The 17,991-nt window shown below is 66.2% G+C and carries 14 protein-coding genes and 1 riboswitch; of the genes, 12 read left to right on the top strand and 2 right to left on the bottom strand.

The features are described 5' to 3' along the window. Positions 1-105 precede the first annotated feature (105 nt). The 7 genes from IP89_RS03415 (at position 106) to IP89_RS03385 (ending at position 9,472) form a co-directional block, all read left to right on the top strand. Positions 106-1,416, top strand: a complete 1,311-nt coding sequence (locus IP89_RS03415; RefSeq protein WP_043307712.1) for an MFS transporter — start codon at positions 106-108, stop codon at positions 1,414-1,416. Between the two features lie 152 nt (positions 1,417-1,568). Continuing rightward, complete coding sequence (locus tag IP89_RS03410) at positions 1,569-2,534, top strand: PstS family phosphate ABC transporter substrate-binding protein (RefSeq protein ID WP_043307711.1); 966 nt, start codon at positions 1,569-1,571, stop codon at positions 2,532-2,534. Between the two features lie 178 nt (positions 2,535-2,712). Then, a complete protein-coding gene (locus IP89_RS03405; RefSeq protein WP_043307710.1) occupies positions 2,713-4,992 on the top strand; it encodes an ABC transporter permease subunit in 2,280 nt (759 codons plus the stop codon). Between the two features lie 82 nt (positions 4,993-5,074). Next, positions 5,075-6,691 (top strand): phosphate ABC transporter permease PstA, encoded by a 1,617-nt coding sequence (gene pstA / locus IP89_RS03400; RefSeq protein ID WP_052080939.1) that lies wholly within the window; start codon positions 5,075-5,077, stop codon positions 6,689-6,691. Between the two features lie 62 nt (positions 6,692-6,753). Then, complete coding sequence (gene pstB / locus IP89_RS03395) at positions 6,754-7,587, top strand: phosphate ABC transporter ATP-binding protein PstB (protein ID WP_043307707.1); 834 nt, start codon at positions 6,754-6,756, stop codon at positions 7,585-7,587. A gap of 151 nt (positions 7,588-7,738) precedes the next feature. After that, positions 7,739-8,467 carry a phosphate signaling complex protein PhoU gene (gene phoU / locus IP89_RS03390; protein ID WP_043307706.1) on the top strand — a complete coding sequence of 243 codons (729 nt, stop codon included), beginning with the start codon at positions 7,739-7,741 and terminating at the stop codon, positions 8,465-8,467. Positions 8,468-8,563: 96 nt separating this feature from the next. Further along, positions 8,564-9,472 carry a response regulator gene (locus tag IP89_RS03385; RefSeq protein ID WP_043307705.1) on the top strand — a complete coding sequence of 303 codons (909 nt, stop codon included), beginning with the start codon at positions 8,564-8,566 and terminating at the stop codon, positions 9,470-9,472. Here the strand turns inward: IP89_RS03385 and IP89_RS03380 are convergent. Further along, positions 9,378-10,328, bottom strand: a complete 951-nt coding sequence (locus IP89_RS03380) for a LysR family transcriptional regulator (protein WP_256203094.1) — start codon at positions 10,326-10,328, stop codon at positions 9,378-9,380. The two genes, IP89_RS03385 and IP89_RS03380, sit on opposite strands and share 95 nt — an antisense overlap. 92 nt (positions 10,329-10,420) lie before the next feature. Here IP89_RS03380 and IP89_RS03375 point away from each other — a divergent pair, with 92 nt between their 5' ends. Then, positions 10,421-10,924 (top strand): polyketide cyclase, encoded by a 504-nt coding sequence (locus IP89_RS03375; RefSeq protein ID WP_043307704.1) that lies wholly within the window; start codon positions 10,421-10,423, stop codon positions 10,922-10,924. A gap of 71 nt (positions 10,925-10,995) precedes the next feature. Here the strand turns inward: IP89_RS03375 and IP89_RS03370 are convergent, their stop codons facing one another. Further along, complete coding sequence (locus tag IP89_RS03370) at positions 10,996-12,489, bottom strand: acetyl-CoA hydrolase/transferase family protein (RefSeq protein WP_043307703.1); 1,494 nt, start codon at positions 12,487-12,489, stop codon at positions 10,996-10,998. 242 nt (positions 12,490-12,731) lie between these two features. Here IP89_RS03370 and IP89_RS03365 point away from each other — a divergent pair, with 242 nt between their 5' ends. From IP89_RS03365 to IP89_RS03350, 4 genes are all read left to right on the top strand, one after another. Further along, on the top strand, positions 12,732-13,628 hold the full coding sequence (locus IP89_RS03365; RefSeq protein WP_043307702.1) for a M23 family metallopeptidase: 897 nt from the start codon (positions 12,732-12,734) through the stop codon (positions 13,626-13,628). Positions 13,629-13,722: 94 nt separating this feature from the next. Further along, positions 13,723-15,525, top strand: coding sequence for a diguanylate cyclase (locus tag IP89_RS03360; RefSeq protein ID WP_081963154.1), 1,803 nt, complete (start codon positions 13,723-13,725; stop codon positions 15,523-15,525). Between the two features lie 236 nt (positions 15,526-15,761). Then, positions 15,762-15,865: riboswitch (guanidine-I (ykkC/yxkD leader) on the top strand. Between the two features lie 45 nt (positions 15,866-15,910). Next, positions 15,911-16,918, top strand: a complete 1,008-nt coding sequence (locus IP89_RS03355; protein WP_043307701.1) for an ABC transporter substrate-binding protein — start codon at positions 15,911-15,913, stop codon at positions 16,916-16,918. 46 nt (positions 16,919-16,964) lie between these two features. Beyond that, positions 16,965-17,990, top strand: a complete 1,026-nt coding sequence (locus tag IP89_RS03350; RefSeq protein ID WP_043307699.1) for a fatty acid desaturase — start codon at positions 16,965-16,967, stop codon at positions 17,988-17,990. Position 17,991 lies beyond the last annotated feature (1 nt).

Below are 17,991 nucleotides of genomic sequence, written 5' to 3'. Positions count from 1 at the left end.
GTCCCACGCCTAGCCTGGCGAGATTTTTCGCAGCAACGCGGCTTGCGCCGAAGCCTCAACAGACCCTAAGGTGCGGCCAGCCTTGCACCCTCCAAGAAGATAACCATGCCTGCCGAGCTTTCCGCTGCCGGCGCGCCTGCCGCGCGTCCCCTCAATCGTGGTGACTACAAGACCCTCTCGCTGTCCGCCCTGGGCGGTGCGCTGGAGTTCTACGACTTCATCATCTTCGTGTTCTTCGCCGCGGTGGTCGGCAAGCTGTTCTTCCCCGCCGAGATGCCGGAATGGCTGCGCCTGCTGCAGACCTTCGGCATCTTCGCCGCCGGCTACCTGGCGCGGCCGCTGGGCGGCATCGTCATGGCCCACTTCGGCGATCTGCTCGGGCGCAAGCGCATGTTCACCCTGAGCATCTTCCTGATGGCGGTGCCGACCCTGATCATGGGCCTGCTGCCGACCTACGCGCAGATCGGCATCTGGGCGCCGTTGGCGCTGCTGGCCCTGCGCGTGCTGCAGGGCGCGGCGATCGGTGGCGAAGTGCCGGGCGCCTGGGTGTTCGTCGCCGAGCATATGCCGGCGCGGCGCATCGGTTTCGCCTGCAGCACGCTGACCGCGGGCCTGACCACCGGCATCCTGCTCGGTTCGCTGACTGCCAGCGTGATCAACCGCGTGTTCACCCCTGAAGAGTTGGCCGACTATGCCTGGCGGATTCCCTTCATCATTGGTGGGGTGTTCGGCCTGATCTCCGTCTACCTGCGCCGCTACCTGCACGAGACCCCGGTGTTCGCCGAGCTGCAGGAGCGCCAGTCGCTGGCTGCCGAGCTGCCGCTCAAGGCGGTGGTGCGCGAGCATCGCCCGGCAGTGCTGCTGTCGATGCTGCTGACCTGGGTGCTGTCGGCCGGCATCGTGGTGGTGATCCTGATGACCCCGACCCTGCTGCAGACCCTGTACGGCTTCCCCGCGGCGCAGGCGCTGCTGGCCAACGGCGTGGCCATCGTCTGCCTAAGCATCGGCTGCATACTGGCGGGCCTGGCGGCCGATCGCTTCGGCCCGGGGCGCACCTTCCTGGTCGGCGGCCTGGCGCTGCTGCTCAGCTCCTGGTCGTTCTATACCGGGATCAAGAGCCATCCGGAGCTGCTGGTGCCGCTGTACGCCCTGGCCGGGCTGTTCGTCGGCACCATCGGCGCCATCCCCATGGTGATGGTCAAGGCCTTCCCGGTACCGGTGCGTTTCACCGGGGTGTCGTTCTCCTACAACCTGGCCTACGCCATCTTCGGCGGCCTGACGCCGATCCTGGTCAGCCTGCTGCTGGCCTGGAATCCGCTGGGCCCGGCCATCTACGTCGCCGCGCTGTGCCTGCTGCTGATGCTGCTCGGCGTCTGGCTGTGGCAGCGCCGGGGCGCGGCAGAGGCTCTGGCCTGAGGTTTGTAGCCGTCAGCAGAAGGCCCGTTCGCGGGCCTTCGTGTTTTTTGCACGCTTTAACCTGATTGTCACAATCCAGTCATAGAGTCTTCATGCGGCCTGCAGATACTTGGGCCCGTTCCATCCAACCCATTCCTGCTTAGGAGCAAGGCATGAAACTCAAGCGTTTGATGGCGGCCCTGACCTTCGCCGCCGCTGGCGTAGGCGCTGCATCCGCGTTCGCCGCTGTCGACCCGTCCATCCCCGGCTATCAGAAGACCGCTGGTGTATCGGGCAACCTGTCCAGCGTCGGCTCCGATTCCCTGGCCAACCTCATGACCCTGTGGGCCGAGGAATACAAGAAGCTGTACCCGAACGTGAACATCCAGATTCAGGCTGCCGGTTCCTCCACCGCGCCGCCCGCGCTGACCGAAGGCACCGCCAACCTGGGCCCGATGTCCCGCGCCATGAAGGACAACGAGCTGCAGGCCTTCGAAGAGAAGTTCGGCTACAAGCCGACCGCCGTTCCGGTTGCCATCGACGCCCTGGCCGTGTTCGTGCACAAGGACAACCCGATCAAGCAGCTGACCATGCAGCAGATCGACGGCATCTTCTCCGCCACCAAGCTGTGCGGCGGTAGCGACATCAAGACCTGGGGCGACGTTGGCCTGAGCGGCGAGTGGGCCGACAAGCCGATCCAGCTGTTCGGTCGTAACTCGGTATCCGGCACCTACGGCTACTTCAAGGAAGAAGGCCTGTGCAAAGGCGACTTCAAGGCCAACGTCAACGAGCAGCCGGGTTCGGCTTCCGTGGTCCAGTCGATCTCCAGCACCGTCAACGCCATCGGTTACTCGGGCATTGGCTACCGCACCGCTAGCGTGCGCGCCGTTCCCCTGGTCAACAAGAAGGGTGAAGTCGAGGAAGCCAACGAAACCAACGCTCTGTCCGGCAAGTACCCGCTGGCTCGCTTCTTCTACGTCTACGTGAACAAGGCGCCGAACAAGCCGCTGAGCCCGCTGGAAGCCGAGTTCGTCAAACTCGTCCTGTCCCAGCAAGGCCAGCAAGTGGTAGTGAAGGATGGTTACATCCCGCTGCCGGCCAAAGTGGTCGAGAAAACCAAGCAGGAACTGGGTCTGTAATAGCAGCCCCGAGATGCGCCGGGACCCCATCCTCGGCGCATCATCCGACACGCCCGCGACTCTTTGGAGCCGTGGGCGTTGTCACGTCACCGCTCTGTAATCTTTCTGTCACACGAGCCGGATAGATTGACGTACCTCACAACGAGCGGGCTGTGTATGCCCCGTCCGAGAACTCCTCATGAATGACCTGGCCAATAACCGCATGAGTGCTTCCAACAGCCATCGGATCGATTTCGATACCCCAGCCCTGCAACGCAAGCGGCGCATGCGCGCCCTCAAGGACCGCATGGCGCGTTGGTACGTGTCCATCGGCGGCCTGGCCGTGCTGGCCTGTATCACCCTGATCTTCTTCTACCTCGCCTATGTGGTCGCGCCGATGTTCGGCGGTGCCGACATGGAAGCCCGTCAGCCGCAACAACCGAGCTGGCTGACCGATTCGGGCGAGGCCCTGCTGCTCTCCGTGGAAGAGCAGAACAAGGTCGCCATGCGCCTGTCGCGCAGCGGCCAGGTGCAGTTCTTCGGCCTGAAGGACGGCATCGCCATGAACGCCTACCAGCTGGCCCTGCCGGCTGGTGCCAGCATCGCCTCGGTGAGCCAGGACCAGCCCGGCAGCCACCGCGTGGTGCTGGGCCTGTCCAACGGCCAGGCGCTGGTGTTCGAGCACGTCTACAAGGTGAGCTACCCGAACAACGTCAAGACCATCACGCCGCAGCTGGAATACCCCTTCGGCGAGGCGCCGATCACCCTCGATGCGCAGGGCCGTGCCCTGGAGCACGTGGCGATCAGCGAGAACGGCGACAGCCTGATGCTCAGCGCCTCCACCGGTGCCGAGCTGCAGCTGCTGAACATCAGCCGTGAAGAGAACCTGATGACCGGCGAGGTCAGCCTCGACGAGACCCGCATCGACCTGCCGCAGATCGCCGAGCCGATCAAGGCGATGATCATCGACCCGCGCCAGCAGTGGCTGTTCGTGATCAACGGCAAGGCCACCGCCGACGTCTTCGACCTGCGCAGCAAGACCCTCAACGGCCGCTACACCCTGCTGCAGGGCGATGCCGAAGTGAGCACGGTCAACCCGCTGCTCGGCGGCATCTCGCTGATGGTCGGCGACAGCAAGGGCGGCATCGGCCAGTGGTTCATGGTGCGCAACGATGACGGCAAGTCCGCGTTGACCCTGATCCGCAGCTTCAAGCTGAACGATGCAGCAATCACCCAGATCCTCCCGGAAGAGCGCCGCAAGGGCTTCCTGGCGCTGGACAGCGCAGGCCACCTGGGCATCTTCCACAGCACCGCGCACCGCACCCTGCTGACCGAGAAGGTCGCTGACGGCACTACCGTCGGTGCCCTGTCGCCGCGCGCCAACCGCGTGCTGATCGAGTCGCAGAACGGCCTGCAGCGCTTCGTCATCGACAACCCGCACCCGGAGATTTCCTGGAGCGCGCTGTGGGGCAAGGTCTGGTACGAGAGCTACGACGAGCCGCAGTACATCTGGCAGTCGACCTCGGCCAACAGTGACTTCGAACCCAAGATGAGCCTGGCGCCGCTGACCTTCGGTACCTTGAAGGCAGCCTTCTACGCCATGCTGCTGGCCGCTCCGCTGGCCATCTGCGCCGCCATCTACACCGCCTACTTCATGGCCCCGGCGATGCGCCGCAAGGTCAAGCCGGTGATCGAGCTGATGGAAGCGCTGCCGACGGTGATCCTCGGCTTCTTCGCCGGCCTGTTCCTCGCGCCCTATGTCGAAGGCCACCTGCCGGGCATCTTCAGCCTGATGCTGCTGATGCCGGTCGGTGTGCTGCTCGCCGCCTACGGCTGGAGCCGCCTGCCGGAGAAGATCCGCCTGATGATTCCGGATGGCTGGGAGTCGGCGCTGCTGATCCCGGTGATCCTGCTGGTCGGTGCCGGTTCGCTGGGCATGAGCGGCCACCTGGAGAACTGGTTCTTCGGCGGCGACATGCGCCTGTGGATCAGCAACGACCTGGGCATCACCTTCGACCAGCGCAACGCCCTGGTGGTCGGCCTGGCCATGGGCTTCGCGGTGATCCCGAACATCTACTCGATCGCCGAAGACGCCGTGTTCAGCGTGCCGAAGAGTCTGACCTTCGGTTCCCTGGCCCTCGGTGCCACGCCCTGGCAGACCCTGACCCGCGTGGTGATCCTCACCGCCAGCCCGGGCATCTTCTCGGCGCTGATGATCGGCCTCGGCCGCGCCGTCGGCGAGACCATGATCGTGCTGATGGCCACCGGCAACACGCCGATCATGGACATGAACATCTTCCAGGGCCTGCGCACGCTGGCCGCCAACGTGGCGGTGGAGATGCCGGAGTCCGAGGTGGGCAGTACCCACTACCGCGTGCTGTTCCTCTCCGCGCTGGTGCTGCTGAGCTTCACCTTCGTGATGAACACGCTGGCGGAACTGATTCGTACCCGCCTGCGCAAGAAATACGCGTCGCTCTGAGAACTGGGAAAGGTAGACGTCCGTGAAAACCAAAGAGCAAAACTTCAAGTCCTGGTTCAAGAGTGGCTCGCCCTGGGTGTGGATGACCGCCAGCGGTGTGTCCATCGCCGTGATCATGACCGTCGGCCTGCTCGCCGTGATCGCCGTGCGCGGCCTCGGCCACTTCTGGCCGGCCGACGTGATCGAGGCCAAGTACCAGGTACCGGGCGAAGCCGCCCGCGTGATGGCCGGTGAGCTGGTGCAGGAAGAAGAAGTCCCGCGCGCGCGCCTGGCTGCCGCCGGCCTGCCGGTGGACATCAACGGTGGCGAGTTCCTCACCCGCGAGCTGTTCAAGGTCGGTAACCGTGAGGTCTACGGCGCCGACTTCAGCTGGGTGGTGGCCGAGTGGCTGAGCGAGCCGAGCACCCCGCAGAACCTGATGGTCATGGAGCGCCGCGAGTGGGGCAACTTCTATGGCTACCTGATCAACGTCAAGCAGGGTGGCCAGGTGGTCGCCGAGGGCGACGCCGCCTGGAGCGAACTGCAGAGCCGCATCGAGCGCGTCGACGAGCTGCATGCGCAGCAGGTGAGCCTGGAGAAGCGCGACATCGGCCACATCAACCACGGCCTCGAGCAGCTGCGCCTGGAAGGCCGCAAGCTGGAGCTGAAGGATCAGCTGAGCGCCGCCGCCCAGGCTGACCTCGACGCCCAGCGCGCCGAGCTGGATGCCCAGTACAAGGTGCTCGAAGGCCAGCTGGTCGCCCTGCACGATGAACTGGGTCGCGACAGCGTGACGGTGAAGACCGTCGACGGCCGCGAGCAGGAGATCGCCCTGAGCAAGGTGGTGCGCGCCTACCAGCCCAACGCCATGGGCACCGGTGCCAAGATCGGTTTCTACTTCGCCAAGCTGTGGGAATTCCTCAGCGACGAGCCGCGTGAAGCCAACACCGAGGGCGGTATCTTCCCGGCCATCTTCGGCACCGTGATGATGACCCTGATCATGGCCGTGATCGTCACCCCGTTCGGCGTGCTGGCGGCCATCTACCTGCGCGAATACGCCAAGCAGGGCACCCTGACCCGGATCATCCGCATCGCGGTGAACAACCTGGCTGGCGTCCCGGCGATCGTCTACGGCGTGTTCGGCCTGGGCTTCTTCGTCTACGTGCTGGGTGGCTCGATCGACCGCCTGTTCTTCCCCGAGGCCGCACCGGCGCCGACCTTCGGCACCCCGGGCCTGATGTGGGCCTCGCTGACCCTGGCGATCCTCGCCGTGCCGGTGGTCATCGTCGCCACCGAGGAAGGCCTGGCGCGTATCCCGCGGGCCCTGCGCGAAGGTTCCCTGGCGCTCGGTGCGACCAAGGCCGAGACCCTGTGGAAGGTGGTGCTGCCGATGGCCAGCCCGGCCATGATGACCGGCATGATCCTCGCCGTGGCCCGCGCCGCCGGCGAAGTGGCACCGCTGATGCTGGTCGGCGTGGTCAAGCTGGCGCCGAGCCTGCCGGTCGATGGCAACTACCCGTACCTGCACCTGGACCAGAAGATCATGCACCTGGGCTTCCACATCTACGACGTCGGCTTCCAGAGCCCCAACGTCGAGGCCGCCCGCCCGCTGGTGTACGCCACCGCGTTGCTGCTGGTGCTGGTGATCGCCCTGCTCAACCTGAGCGCCGTCTTCATCCGTAACCACCTGCGCGAGAAGTACAAGGCGCTGGATCATTGATTAATGGCGTCGCCCGGCCTGGCCGGGCGACCTGAACGAATTGTTAGCGTAGGGAGCCTCCCATGCAGCACGAAGTACACACCCACGGTATCGACATGGCCGCCCTCGGTCGGCAGAAGCAGGGCCTCAACCTGGCGGAAGAAACCGTCGCCCTGGAAGTGCCCGGCCTGAACCTGTTCTACGGCGACAAGCAGGCGCTGTTCGACGTGTCGATGAACATCCCGAAACAGCGCGTGACGGCCTTCATCGGCCCGTCCGGCTGCGGCAAGTCGACCCTGCTGCGTACCTTCAACCGGATGAACGATCTGGTCGACGGTTGCCACGTACAGGGCGAGATCCGCCTTGATGGCCACGACATCTACAAGAAGGGCGTCGACGTCGCCGAGCTGCGTCGCCGCGTCGGCATGGTGTTCCAGAAGCCCAACCCGTTCCCCAAGAGCATCTACGAGAATGTGGTCTACGGCCTGCGCATCCAGGGCGTGAACCAGAAGCGCGTGCTTGACGAGACCGTGGAATGGGCCCTGAAGAGCGCCGCCCTGTGGGACGAAGTGAAGGACCGCCTGCACGAGTCCGCGCTCGGCCTGTCCGGTGGCCAGCAGCAGCGTCTGGTGATCGCTCGTACCGTGGCCGTGCAGCCGGAAGTACTGCTGCTCGACGAACCCTGCTCGGCACTCGACCCGATCTCCACCCTCAAGGTCGAAGAGCTGATCTACGAGCTGAAGAGCAAGTACACCATCGTCATCGTTACCCACAACATGCAGCAGGCGGCGCGCGTCTCCGACTACACCGCGTTCATGTACATGGGCAAACTGATCGAGTTCGGCGACACCGATACCCTGTTCACCAACCCGGCGAAGAAGCAAACCGAGGATTACATCACCGGCCGCTACGGCTAACCGCCGGCTATGGCAAATCGCGCTGCGCGTTGTCGGCGGCGCTTGCCGTACGTGTTTGTACTGTCTGCGCGCCGCCTCCTAGCTCAGCACGATTTGCCAAAGGCCGGCACGCTCCGATAAGAACTCCATCAAGATTCGCAAGGGCTCGACCATGATCAACAAAGACAGCCTCACCCATCACATCTCTCAGCAGTTCAACGCCGAGCTGGAGGAAGTGCGCAGCCACCTCCTGGCGATGGGCGGCCTGGTCGAGAAGCAGGTCAACGACGCGGTCACCGCGCTGATCGAGGCCGACTCCGGCCTGGCCCAGCAGGTGCGCGAGATCGACGACCAGATCAACCAGATGGAAACCAACATCGACGAGGAATGCCTGCGCATCCTCGCCCGTCGCCAGCCGGCCGCGTCCGACCTGCGCCTGATCATCAGCATCTCCAAGTCGGTGATCGACCTCGAGCGCATCGGCGACGAGGCCTCGAAGATCGCCAAGCGCGCCATCGAGCTGTGCGAGAGCGGTGAGGCCCCGCGTGGCTACGTCGAAGTCCGCCACATCGGCGATCAGGTGCGCAAGATGGTGCAGGAGTCGCTGGACGCCTTCGCCCGCTTCGACGCCGAGCTGGCCCTGTCGGTGGCGCAGTACGACAAGACCATCGACCGCGAGTACAAGACCGCCCTGCGCGAGCTGGTCACCTTCATGATGGAAGACCCGCGCTCGATCACCCGCGTGCTGTCGATCATCTGGGTGCTGCGTTCGCTGGAGCGTATCGGCGATCACGCGCGCAACATCGCCGAACTGGTCATCTACCTGGTGCGCGGCACCGACGTGCGCCATATGGGTCTGGCGCGCATGCAGGAAGAAGTACAGGCCGGCAAGACCGAGTAAGCCTGTGACGGATGCCCCGGCTGCGCCGGGTGCATCCGTTGGCCATGGGCCAGTATCCCCGGCTATGCTTGTCGACATCGTTGTAGGGAGTGGTCGATGAGCAAAGTCAGTGTGCTGGTGGTGGACGACGCCACCTTTATCCGTGATCTGGTGAAGAAGGGTCTGCGCGACCACTTCCCCGGCATCCAGATCGAGGAGGCGGTCAACGGGCGCAAGGCCCAGCAGATGCTCGCCCGCCAACCCGTCGACCTGATCCTCTGCGACTGGGAGATGCCGGAAATGTCCGGCCTCGAGCTGCTCACCTGGTGCCGCGAGCAGGAAGCCCTGAAGACCACGCCGTTCGTCATGGTCACCAGCCGTGGCGACAAGGAGAACGTGGTCCAGGCCATCCAGGCCGGGGTCACCGACTACATCGGCAAGCCCTTTTCCAACGAACAGCTGATCACCAAGGTCAAGAAGGCCCTGCACCGTGCCGGCAAGCTGCAGGCGCTGGCTGCCTCGGCGCCGCCGAAGATGCTCAGCACCGGCGCCTTCGCCAACGATTCGCTGTCCGCCCTTACCGGTGGCAAGGCCGAGGTGGTCAAGCCGGCTGCCAAGGCTGCAGCGCCTGCCGCGGCGGCGGCGTTCGCCAAACCCGAGCCTGCCGCCAAGGCGGCCGCCGCACCGGCCGGTCGCGGCCAGGGCCAACTGCGCCTGCCCGGCGGCAGCATGGCCTGCGTGATCAAGGCGCTGAGCCTCAAGGAGGCGCTACTGGTGGTCAAACGCGCCGAGCTGCTGCCACAGGTGCTGGAGAGTGCCGTGCTCGACCTGGAGCAGGGCGAGGCGGCCGAGACCGCGCGCCTCAACGGCTACCTGCACGCGGTGGCGGCGCTGGAGCCCAAGCCCGACAGCGAGTGGCTGCAGCTGACCTTCAAGTTCGTCGACAAAGACCCGCAGAAGCTCGACTACCTGTCGCGCCTGATCGCCCGCGGCACGGCGCAGAAGCACTTCGTGCCGGGCGCCTAGTCCGGCGCCTGATCACTTCTCTCAATCCGCCTCGCGGCAGACCTCGACCAGCAGCTCGCGCAGCCAGCGCTGCGCGCCATCGTGGTGGCTGCGTTCGTGCCAGGCGGCTCGGCACCACGGCGAGCAGGTCGCTCTGGCGCAGGATCTGTGGCAGAACCAGGAAGCTGGTGAGCGACAGGCTCACCCGCCGCGTCAGGCCGAGGCCGGCCAACGCCTCGTCGGTGACGCCGCTGAAGCCGCCGCCCTGATAGGACACCAGCGCATGTTCGAGGGCGCAGAAGTCCTGCAACGACAGGCCGCCAGTGGCCAGCGCCGGATGCCCGGCGCGCAACAGGCAGACGTAGCGCTCGTCGAACAGTGGCCGCGCGTGCAGCTCGCCCGGTGTGCTCTGCGGGGTGACCAGGGCTAGGTCGATGGCGCCGCGTTCGAACTGCTCCAGCAATTGCATGCCCTGTACCGGCAGCACCGCCACGCGAATGCCCGGCGCGCGCTCGCGCAGCGCGGCGAGGAAGGGCACCACCACGGCGCTCAGCGCATAGTCGGTGGCGGCCAGGCGCAGGGTCAGCTCGGCGCTGCGCGGGTCGAAGTGCGCCGGCTGCAGCAACTGCTCGATATCGCTGAGCAGCTGCTTGACCGGCGCGGCCAGCTCCAGTGCACGGGCGGTGGGCAGCATGCCGCGCTGGGCGCGGACGAACAGCGGGTCGCCGAAGCTGTCGCGCAGGCGCACGAGCATGCCGCTGACCGCCGGCTGGGTCAGCGCTAGACGCTGGGCCGCGCGGGTCACGCTGCGCTCGTCGAGCAGGGCGTCCAGAGTCTTGAGCAGGTTGAGATCGAGGTTTCTGATATCAGGCTTCACGATGACGAAGATACCGAATGGCGATTGGCCTTATTTTAGGTCGGCCGCCCATCATGTGCTCAGTCGATTCTTCCTGTTCGAGGAGCACACAGATGAACGCCATCCACTGGCCCGAGGGCTATCTGCCGGGCACCACCGAAAACTTCGCCAGCAACGAGGTGATAGTCGCCGGCCTCGATGCCGCGACGGTCTGGCCGCTGCTCAGCCACTCGCGGCGCTGGCCCGAGTACTACAGCAATTCCGCCAACGTGCGTTTCCACGACGGGGCCGGCCCGCAACTGGCCGAGGGCGTGCGCTTCTACTTCGAGACCTTCGGCTTCCCGGTCGAGGCGCAGTGCAACGAATTCGTCCCGCCGCAGGGCGAGCAGCCGGGGCGGGTCGCCTGGCATGGCTGGGCGGGGGAGGGCGAGACGCGCCTGGACGTGCACCACGCCTGGCTGATCGAGAACCTGCCCGGCGGCCGCGTACGCATCCTCACCCAGGAAACCCAGCGCGGTAAGCCTGCGGAGGAGCTGGCCCGTGCCCGGCCCAACCCGATGATCAACGGCCACCAGGACTGGCTGGACGGCCTGGTCGCTGCCGCTCGCGCGCAGTGATCGAGCGTCGATAAAAAAGCCGCGCCCGGTCGTGGCGGGAGCGGCTTGGTCATTCGGGCCGTGGCCCGAAATCAGCCTGCCAGCATGCGTCCGCACTCTTCCAGGTTGATGTGCCACTGCATGGCTTCGCGCAGGATGTGCGGGGTATGGCCGCCCTTGGCGCAGGCGCGCTCGAAGTAGTCGTTCAGCGCGCCGCGGAAGTCCGGGTGCACGCAGTTGTCGATGATCGCGCGGGCCCGTTCGCGCGGCGCCAGGCCGCGCAGGTCGGCCAGGCCGATCTCGGTGACCAGGATGTCGACGTCGTGCTCGCTGTGGTCGACGTGGCTGACCATCGGCACCACGCTGGAGATGGCGCCGCCCTTGGCGATCGACTTGGTGACGAAGATCGCCAGGTGCGCGTTGCGGGCGAAATCGCCCGAGCCGCCGATGCCGTTCATCATCTTGCTGCCGCCTACGTGGGTCGAGTTGACGTTGCCGTACAGGTCGAACTCCAGCGCCGTGTTGATACCGATGATGCCCAGGCGGCGGACGATCTCCGGGTGGTTGGAGATTTCCTGCGGGCGTAGCACCAGTTTGTCCTTGTACTGCTCCAGGTTGCCAAACACCCGCGCGTTGCAGCGCTCGGACAGGGTGATCGAGCAGCCCGAGGCGAAGCGCATCTTGCCGGCGTCGATCAGCTCGAAGGTGGAGTCCTGCAGCACCTCGGAGTACATCACCAGGTCCTCGAAGGGCGACTCCAGCAGGCCGCACATCACCGCGTTGGCGATGCTGCCGATGCCGGCCTGCAGCGGGCCGAGGTTGGACGGCAGGCGCCCGGCATCGACCTCGCGGCCGAAGAAGGCGATCAGGTGGTCGGCGATGGCCTGGGTGTCGGCGTCCGGCGGAGTGACGGTGGAATAGGAGTCGGCCTGCTCGGTGATGACAATGGCGGCGATCTTCTCCGGCGGGATCGGGATGGCGCCGCTGCCGATGCGCTGCTCGGCGCTGACCAGCGGGATCGGCGTGCGCGTCGGCCGGTAGGTCGGGATGTAGATGTCGTGCAGGCCTTCCAGATTGGGGTTGTGCGCCAGGTTGATCTCGACGATCACGCGCTCGGCGAAGATCGCGAAGCTGGCCGAGTTGCCCACCGAGGTGGTCGGCACGATATGGCCGTCCTCGGTGATCGCCACGGCTTCGATTACTGCGATATCCGGCTTCTTCAGCTGCAGGTTGCGGATCTGCTCGACGGTGTCGGACAGGTGCTGGTCGATGAACATCACCTCGCCGGCATTGATCGCCTTGCGCAGGGTCGAGTCGACCTGGAACGGCATGCGCCGGGCCAGCACGCCGGCCTCGGTGAGCTGCTTGTCGAGGTCGTTGCCCAGGCTGGCGCCAGTCATCAGGCTTATCTGCAGCGGCGCGGCCTTGGCCCGCTCGGCCAAGGCGCGCGGCACCGCCTTGGCCTCGCCGGCGCGGGTGAAGCCGCTCATGCCGACGGTCATGCCGTCCTCGATCAGGGCGGCGGCCTCGGCCGCGCTCATCAGCTTGTCCAGCAGGGCAGGCAGGCGGATGCGGTCGGAATACATGGCGGAACCTCGGCAGGCAGAAAATGCGAAGGCCGGCAGTCTAGGCGCCGCGCCGGCCCGCGCCAGTTCGACCAAGGTCGGATTGAGCGCTCTGCGTCGAGCCTTTCGTCGGATATCGCGGTTTTTCCCGGCATCACCCTGCCGATTGCCGCACAGCCCGCGCCGCCAGTGCTCGCGAGGCTTGGGCGGCGCTGCTAGTCTTGCTCGTCCCGGATACCAATAACCAATAAATCCGCGAAGTTATGCTAGGGCGTTCATTCATTCTCTGTGCACTGCTGCTGGCCGCGAGCCAGGCCAGCGCGCTGACCATCTACAAGTATGTCGACAAGCACGGCACGGTGACCTATAGCGACAAGGCCGTGCCCGGTGCCCAGGTGTTCGTGTTCCGCGACCGCATGGTGGAGAAGCTCGACAACTTGGTGAAGCTGGAAACCAAGAAGCACGACGCCGGCGAGACGCTGGTGCTGCGCAATGATCTGTACGCGCCGGTGGAAATCGAGCTGAGCCTGGAGCGCCAGGTCAATGTCTCCGGCGCGCCGGACGGGCCGATCCGCTGGGTGCTGCCGCCGCGCAGCCATATCCGCCTGACCACCCTGGCGCCGCTCGACCCGGCCCAGCCCATGCGCTACAAGCCCAAGCTGCGCTACGCCATGGGCGACCCGCGCCTGCAGCCGCTGCTGTTCCGCTATCCGCTGCCCTGGCTGGGCGGCCCGTTCAAGCTGACCCAGGGCGCCAACGGCCAGTACAGCCACTTCACGCCCAAGGGCCGCTACGCCATGGACATTGCCATGCCCGAGGGCACGGCCATCGTCGCTTCGCGCAGCGGCGTGGTGGTGAAGACCGAGAACCACCAGAGCGGGCGCGGCAACAACCCCTCGGGCAACTATGTGCGCATCCTGCATGACGACGGCACCATGGGCGTCTACCTGCACCTGATGCGCGGCTCGGTGGCGGTGCGCGAGGGCGAGCACATCGAGGCCGGCCGGCAGATCGCCCGCTCCGGCAACACCGGCAACAGCACCGGCCCGCACCTGCATTTCGTGGTGCAGCGCAACGTCGGCCTGGCCCTGGAGTCGATCCCGTTCAACTTCGCCCAGCCGGTGGACAGCCTGCCCAACTTCGCCCTGGGTGGCGAATAGTCGTACTGGCGTATTGCTCGATTAAGGGCAATGCTGGACGGACTGGTGCCTGTCGTCCTTTTGTGTGGCGCCGAGTTGAAGGATCAACCTGCCCGTGCGTCCATTGATTCTGCTGTTCTGCCTGCTGACCACCCTGGCCTGCTCGGCCAAGCCGCTGCCACTCGCCGATGACCGCCCGGTGGTACGCCCCGCGCCGTGGCTGGAATACCTGCTGACCGAGCAGGCGCTGGACTTCCCCGAGGCAGCCCGCGCCGAGGGCTGGCGCACCCTCGGTGGGCGCTCCCTGAGCCTGGGCTACCAGGCGCATCCGGTGTGGGTACGTCTGGCCCTGCACAACACTTCCACGCGTAACGACTGGCGCCTGCTGGTCGAGTGGCCGATCCTCGACCGCGTCGAATTGCGCCTGTACGACCCCGCTGCCGATCACTGGGGCCCGCTGCTCCAGGCCGGCGACCATCTGCGCCTGAGCGCCTGGGCCGAGCCCGGCCGGCAACCGCTGTTCCCGCTGCAGATCGACCCCGGCGAGCAGCGTTGGGTATACCTGCGCCTGCACAGCAAGGAGGCGGTGGTGGCGCCGATGCAGGTGCTCAGCGCCGAGGCCTACCAGGCCCAGGAGATGGATCAGCGCCTGCTGCTGGGACTGTTCTTCGGCGCCATGCTGGCGGTGCTGCTGTACAACTCCAGCCTGTACCTGTTCACCCGCCACCCCAGCTACCTGTGGTACAGCCTGTACCTGCTCGGCGTGGTTGTTTACGAGCTGAGCCTGAGCGGCTTCGGCGTGCTGTTCCTGTGGCCGGAGCTGGGCCGCCCGGCGGGGCTGATCTACGCCGGTTCGGCGCTGTGGAGCTTCCTCGCGGCGACCATGTTCGCCCGCGTGTTCCTGCGCATTCCGCGCTACGGCGGCTGGGTGCTGTGGGCCAACAACCTGCTGCTTGGCTACTGGCTACTGGCGATTGCCCTGCTGTTCCTCCACCCGCAGTGGCTGGTGCTCCTGGGCACGCCGGCGGTGGCGCTGTTCAGCTGCGTGCTGGCGCTGGTCACCGCGCTCAGCCTGTGGCGCCGTGGCAATCCCTCGGCGCCGCTGTTCGCCCTGGCCTGGGCGCTGCTGATTGTCTGCACCGCGGTGCATGTGGCGGCGCTGCAGGGCGCGTTGCCGGTCAACCAGTTCACCCTGCGCAGCCAGACCTTCGGCTTCTTTGTCGAATTCATCCTGCTGTCGATTGCCCTGGCCGACCGCATCAACCGCGAGCGCGCGGCGCGCATTCGCGCTCAGGACGCCCTGCTGACCGAACGCGAGCTGAGCCTGGCGGCGCAGCGCGGGGTCAACGAGGAGCTCGACCGCCGCGTGCAGGAGCGTACCCGCGAGCTAGAGCAGGCGCGCCACGAGCTGGAGCGCGCCAACGGCGAGCTGACCCGGCTCAGTTATACCGATGCGCTGACCCGCCTGCCCAATCGGCGTCAGGTCGACGAGCAGCTGCCGCTGCTGGGCAGCGACGAGCTGGCGGTGCTGATGCTCGACATCGACCACTTCAAGCGCATCAACGACAGCTACGGCCATCCCTTCGGCGACCGTTGCATCGCCGCCGTCGGCGAGGTGCTGCGCCAGCAGGTACGGCGCAGCGGCGACCTGGCTGCACGCTACGGCGGTGAGGAGTTCATCGTGCTGCTGCGTGGTTGCGCGCGTGGCGCCGCTGAGCGCATCGCCGAGAGCATTCGCGCCGGGGTCGAGGCGCTGCGCCTGGAGCATCAGGGCGAAGCGGTGGCGCTCACCGTCAGTGTCGGCCTGGCCCATGGCGCGGCCGGCGGCTACGCCGTCGAGCCGCTGGTGGCCGAGGCGGATACGGCGCTGTACGCGGCCAAGCAGGCCGGGCGCAACCGCGTCGGCGGCGCGCACTGAAAGCAGGCGCCTGCCAGCCCATGGTGCGCCAGTGCCTGGTCAGGGGCCGCCGCAGAGCCTTGCGTGCAATCCGGGCAGAACTCGCAAGTCACTGAAAGCTGGTGGTTTTCTGAGCGATTGCCATGCCTGTGCGGCGGCCTGGCACCGGACTTGCAAAATCCCCCTCGAACGGGATGAGTCACCCGCGCCGGCTGCAGTCGGCTGGCGCTCATGACGCTTGGCACATTGGAGCTGCACCAGAGGCGAACTAGGGTTCCGGTCCACAGTAGTGGATGGCTGGTCCGAGAGTTTTCCGGCCCTAAGGATCAGGGCTACACGGCGGGAGAAAAGCCCGGGAGACGTGACGTCATCCCGTGCCCGATTTCCAACGTGTAGGAGCAATGCCATGAGCCTTTCGCTGTCCCCGCGTTCGCTGCGCAAGACCCTGTTCGGTGCCTGTTTCGCCACCTTCGCCGCGGTCCTGCCGTTCTCCGCCCAAGCCGTCGAACAGATGAAGATCGGTACCGTGGTCTGGGCCGGTTACGCGCCGTTCTACGTCGCCGATGCCCTCGACCTGTACAAGGCCCACGACCTCAAGGTCGAGCTGCAGTTCTTCAACGACCCGGCACTGATCCCCTCGGCCATGGCCGGCAGCGCCCTCGATGGCGGCATGCTGACCTACGACCAGGTCGTCGGCGGCGTGGCCAAGGGCCTGGCGCACAAGGTGGTGATGCCCATCGACTTCTCCAACGGCGGTGACGCCATCGTCGCCGACAAGTCGATCACCTCGGTGGCCGACTTCAAGGGCAAGAAGGTCGGCTTCAACCCGCTGTCGCCGTCCGACTTCCTGCTGGCCTACGCGCTGAAGAGCAACGGCCTGTCGGAGAAGGATATCAGCCCGGTCAACATGACCCCCGAGGGCATCCCCGGCGCCATGGCCAGCGGCAGCCTGCCGGTCGGCGTGACCTATGAGCCCAACGTGTCGCAGATCCTCGGCATGCCCGGCGACAAGTTCCACGTCGTGTACTCCTCCAAGGACGCTCCCGGCCTGATCACCGACGTGCTGGTGTTCGACGACAAGGTCATCGCCAAGCGCCCGGCGGCGATCAAGGCGCTGATGCAGGGCTACCTGGACGGCCTGGCCTACATGCAGAGCCACCCGGACGAGGCGGCGACCATCATCGGCAAGGTGCTCGGCGTCACCGCCGCGGAAGCCAAGGAGCAGATGAGCGGCGTGTACAACATCCCGCTGGCCGAGATGGGCAAGAACTTCGAGCAGTCCGAGGCCACCAGCTCGTTCTTCGGCAGCGGCGCGGTGATCGGCAAGCTGCTCAAGGACAACGGCCAGATCGCCGCCATCCCCGACTTCGCCACCACCTTCGACGCCCAGTTCGTCGAGGCTCTGGCCAAGTAACCACCAGCGTCGGCGGCGCCCCGCGCCGCCGCCTGCGGAGGCTTCCATGTCTACCCAGCTCTATCGTTACGCCGATGGCCGCCTGCCCAACAGCCTGGCCATCGCCTACGCCCTCGGCGGCTACGCGCTCGGCATCGGCCTGCTGCTGGCCGACAGCTGGCTGCTCAACGCCGCCGGCACTCTGCTGCTCGGCCACGCGATGATCATCGCCGCCTACCTGATCCACGAATTCGCCCACGGCACCATCTTCGCCAAGCCCAAGCACAACGAAGTGGCCGGCGAGGTCGCCAGCTGGATCTGCGGCAGCTGCTACGCCGGCTTCCAGGACCTGCGCAAGAAGCACATGCGCCACCACGTCGACCGCGCCGACGTGATCACCTTCGACACCAAGCTGTTCCTCAACCAGCAATGCCCGGCCTGGCTGCGCAAGCTGGTGCTGGCCGCCGAATGGGTCTACGTGCCGGCGGTGGAGCTGATCATGCACTGGTACGTGATCGTGCTGCCCTTCATCACGACCAACGACAAGCACCGCGCCAACCGGCGCAAGGTGGCACTGACCCTGCTGCTGCGCTGCGTGCTGTTCGGCCTGTTCGCTGCGGTGTCGCTGAAGGCGGCGATCCTCTACTTCGTGGCCTGGTCGATCATGCTCACCGTGCTGCGCTTCACCGATGCCTACCAGCACACCTACGACGCCTTCGCGGTGCTCGAAGACGGCGGCAAGATTCCCGACGACAAGCTGCGCGACCGCCCCTACGAGCAGATGAACACCTTCAGCAACGTGGTCTCGGTGCGCTGGCCGGTGCTCGACCTGCTGCTGCTCAACTTCGCCTACCACAACGCCCACCACGAGAAGCCGGTGGCGCCCTGGTACCGCCTGCGCAAGCTGCACCACGAGCTGTACGGCGACGCCTACGGCCAGGTGCTGCCGATGCACCTGCTGTTCAAGAGCTTCCACCAGCACCGCCTGCGCCGGGTCATCGATGACGACTACGGCGTGGTCGAGGCCAGCGGCGCGCAGCGTGCCGACGGCTTCTACGGCGCGGTGGGCGTGTCCTTCCTGACGGCGGTGTGAC

This window comes from Pseudomonas sp. ML96, from assembly GCF_000761545.1.
GTDB lineage: Bacteria > Pseudomonadota > Gammaproteobacteria > Pseudomonadales > Pseudomonadaceae > Aquipseudomonas.
The sequence above is the reverse complement of the archived record's forward strand: the minus strand, read 5'-3'. Positions and strand labels throughout refer to the sequence as shown.

Coding starts and splice junctions, on each gene's coding strand:
- IP89_RS03365 (WP_043307702.1), top strand. CDS start 12,732: ATGCTAGGGCGTTCATTCATTCTCTGTGCACTGCTGCTGGCCGCGAGC.
- IP89_RS03405 (WP_043307710.1), top strand. CDS start 2,713: ATGAATGACCTGGCCAATAACCGCATGAGTGCTTCCAACAGCCATCGG.
- IP89_RS03370 (WP_043307703.1), bottom strand. CDS start 12,489: ATGTATTCCGACCGCATCCGCCTGCCTGCCCTGCTGGACAAGCTGATG.
- IP89_RS03375 (WP_043307704.1), top strand. CDS start 10,421: ATGAACGCCATCCACTGGCCCGAGGGCTATCTGCCGGGCACCACCGAA.
- IP89_RS03350 (WP_043307699.1), top strand. CDS start 16,965: ATGTCTACCCAGCTCTATCGTTACGCCGATGGCCGCCTGCCCAACAGC.
- IP89_RS03410 (WP_043307711.1), top strand. CDS start 1,569: ATGAAACTCAAGCGTTTGATGGCGGCCCTGACCTTCGCCGCCGCTGGC.
- IP89_RS03385 (WP_043307705.1), top strand. CDS start 8,564: ATGAGCAAAGTCAGTGTGCTGGTGGTGGACGACGCCACCTTTATCCGT.
- pstB (WP_043307707.1), top strand. CDS start 6,754: ATGCAGCACGAAGTACACACCCACGGTATCGACATGGCCGCCCTCGGT.
- pstA (WP_052080939.1), top strand. CDS start 5,075: ATGACCGCCAGCGGTGTGTCCATCGCCGTGATCATGACCGTCGGCCTG.
- IP89_RS03415 (WP_043307712.1), top strand. CDS start 106: ATGCCTGCCGAGCTTTCCGCTGCCGGCGCGCCTGCCGCGCGTCCCCTC.
- phoU (WP_043307706.1), top strand. CDS start 7,739: ATGATCAACAAAGACAGCCTCACCCATCACATCTCTCAGCAGTTCAAC.
- IP89_RS03355 (WP_043307701.1), top strand. CDS start 15,911: ATGAGCCTTTCGCTGTCCCCGCGTTCGCTGCGCAAGACCCTGTTCGGT.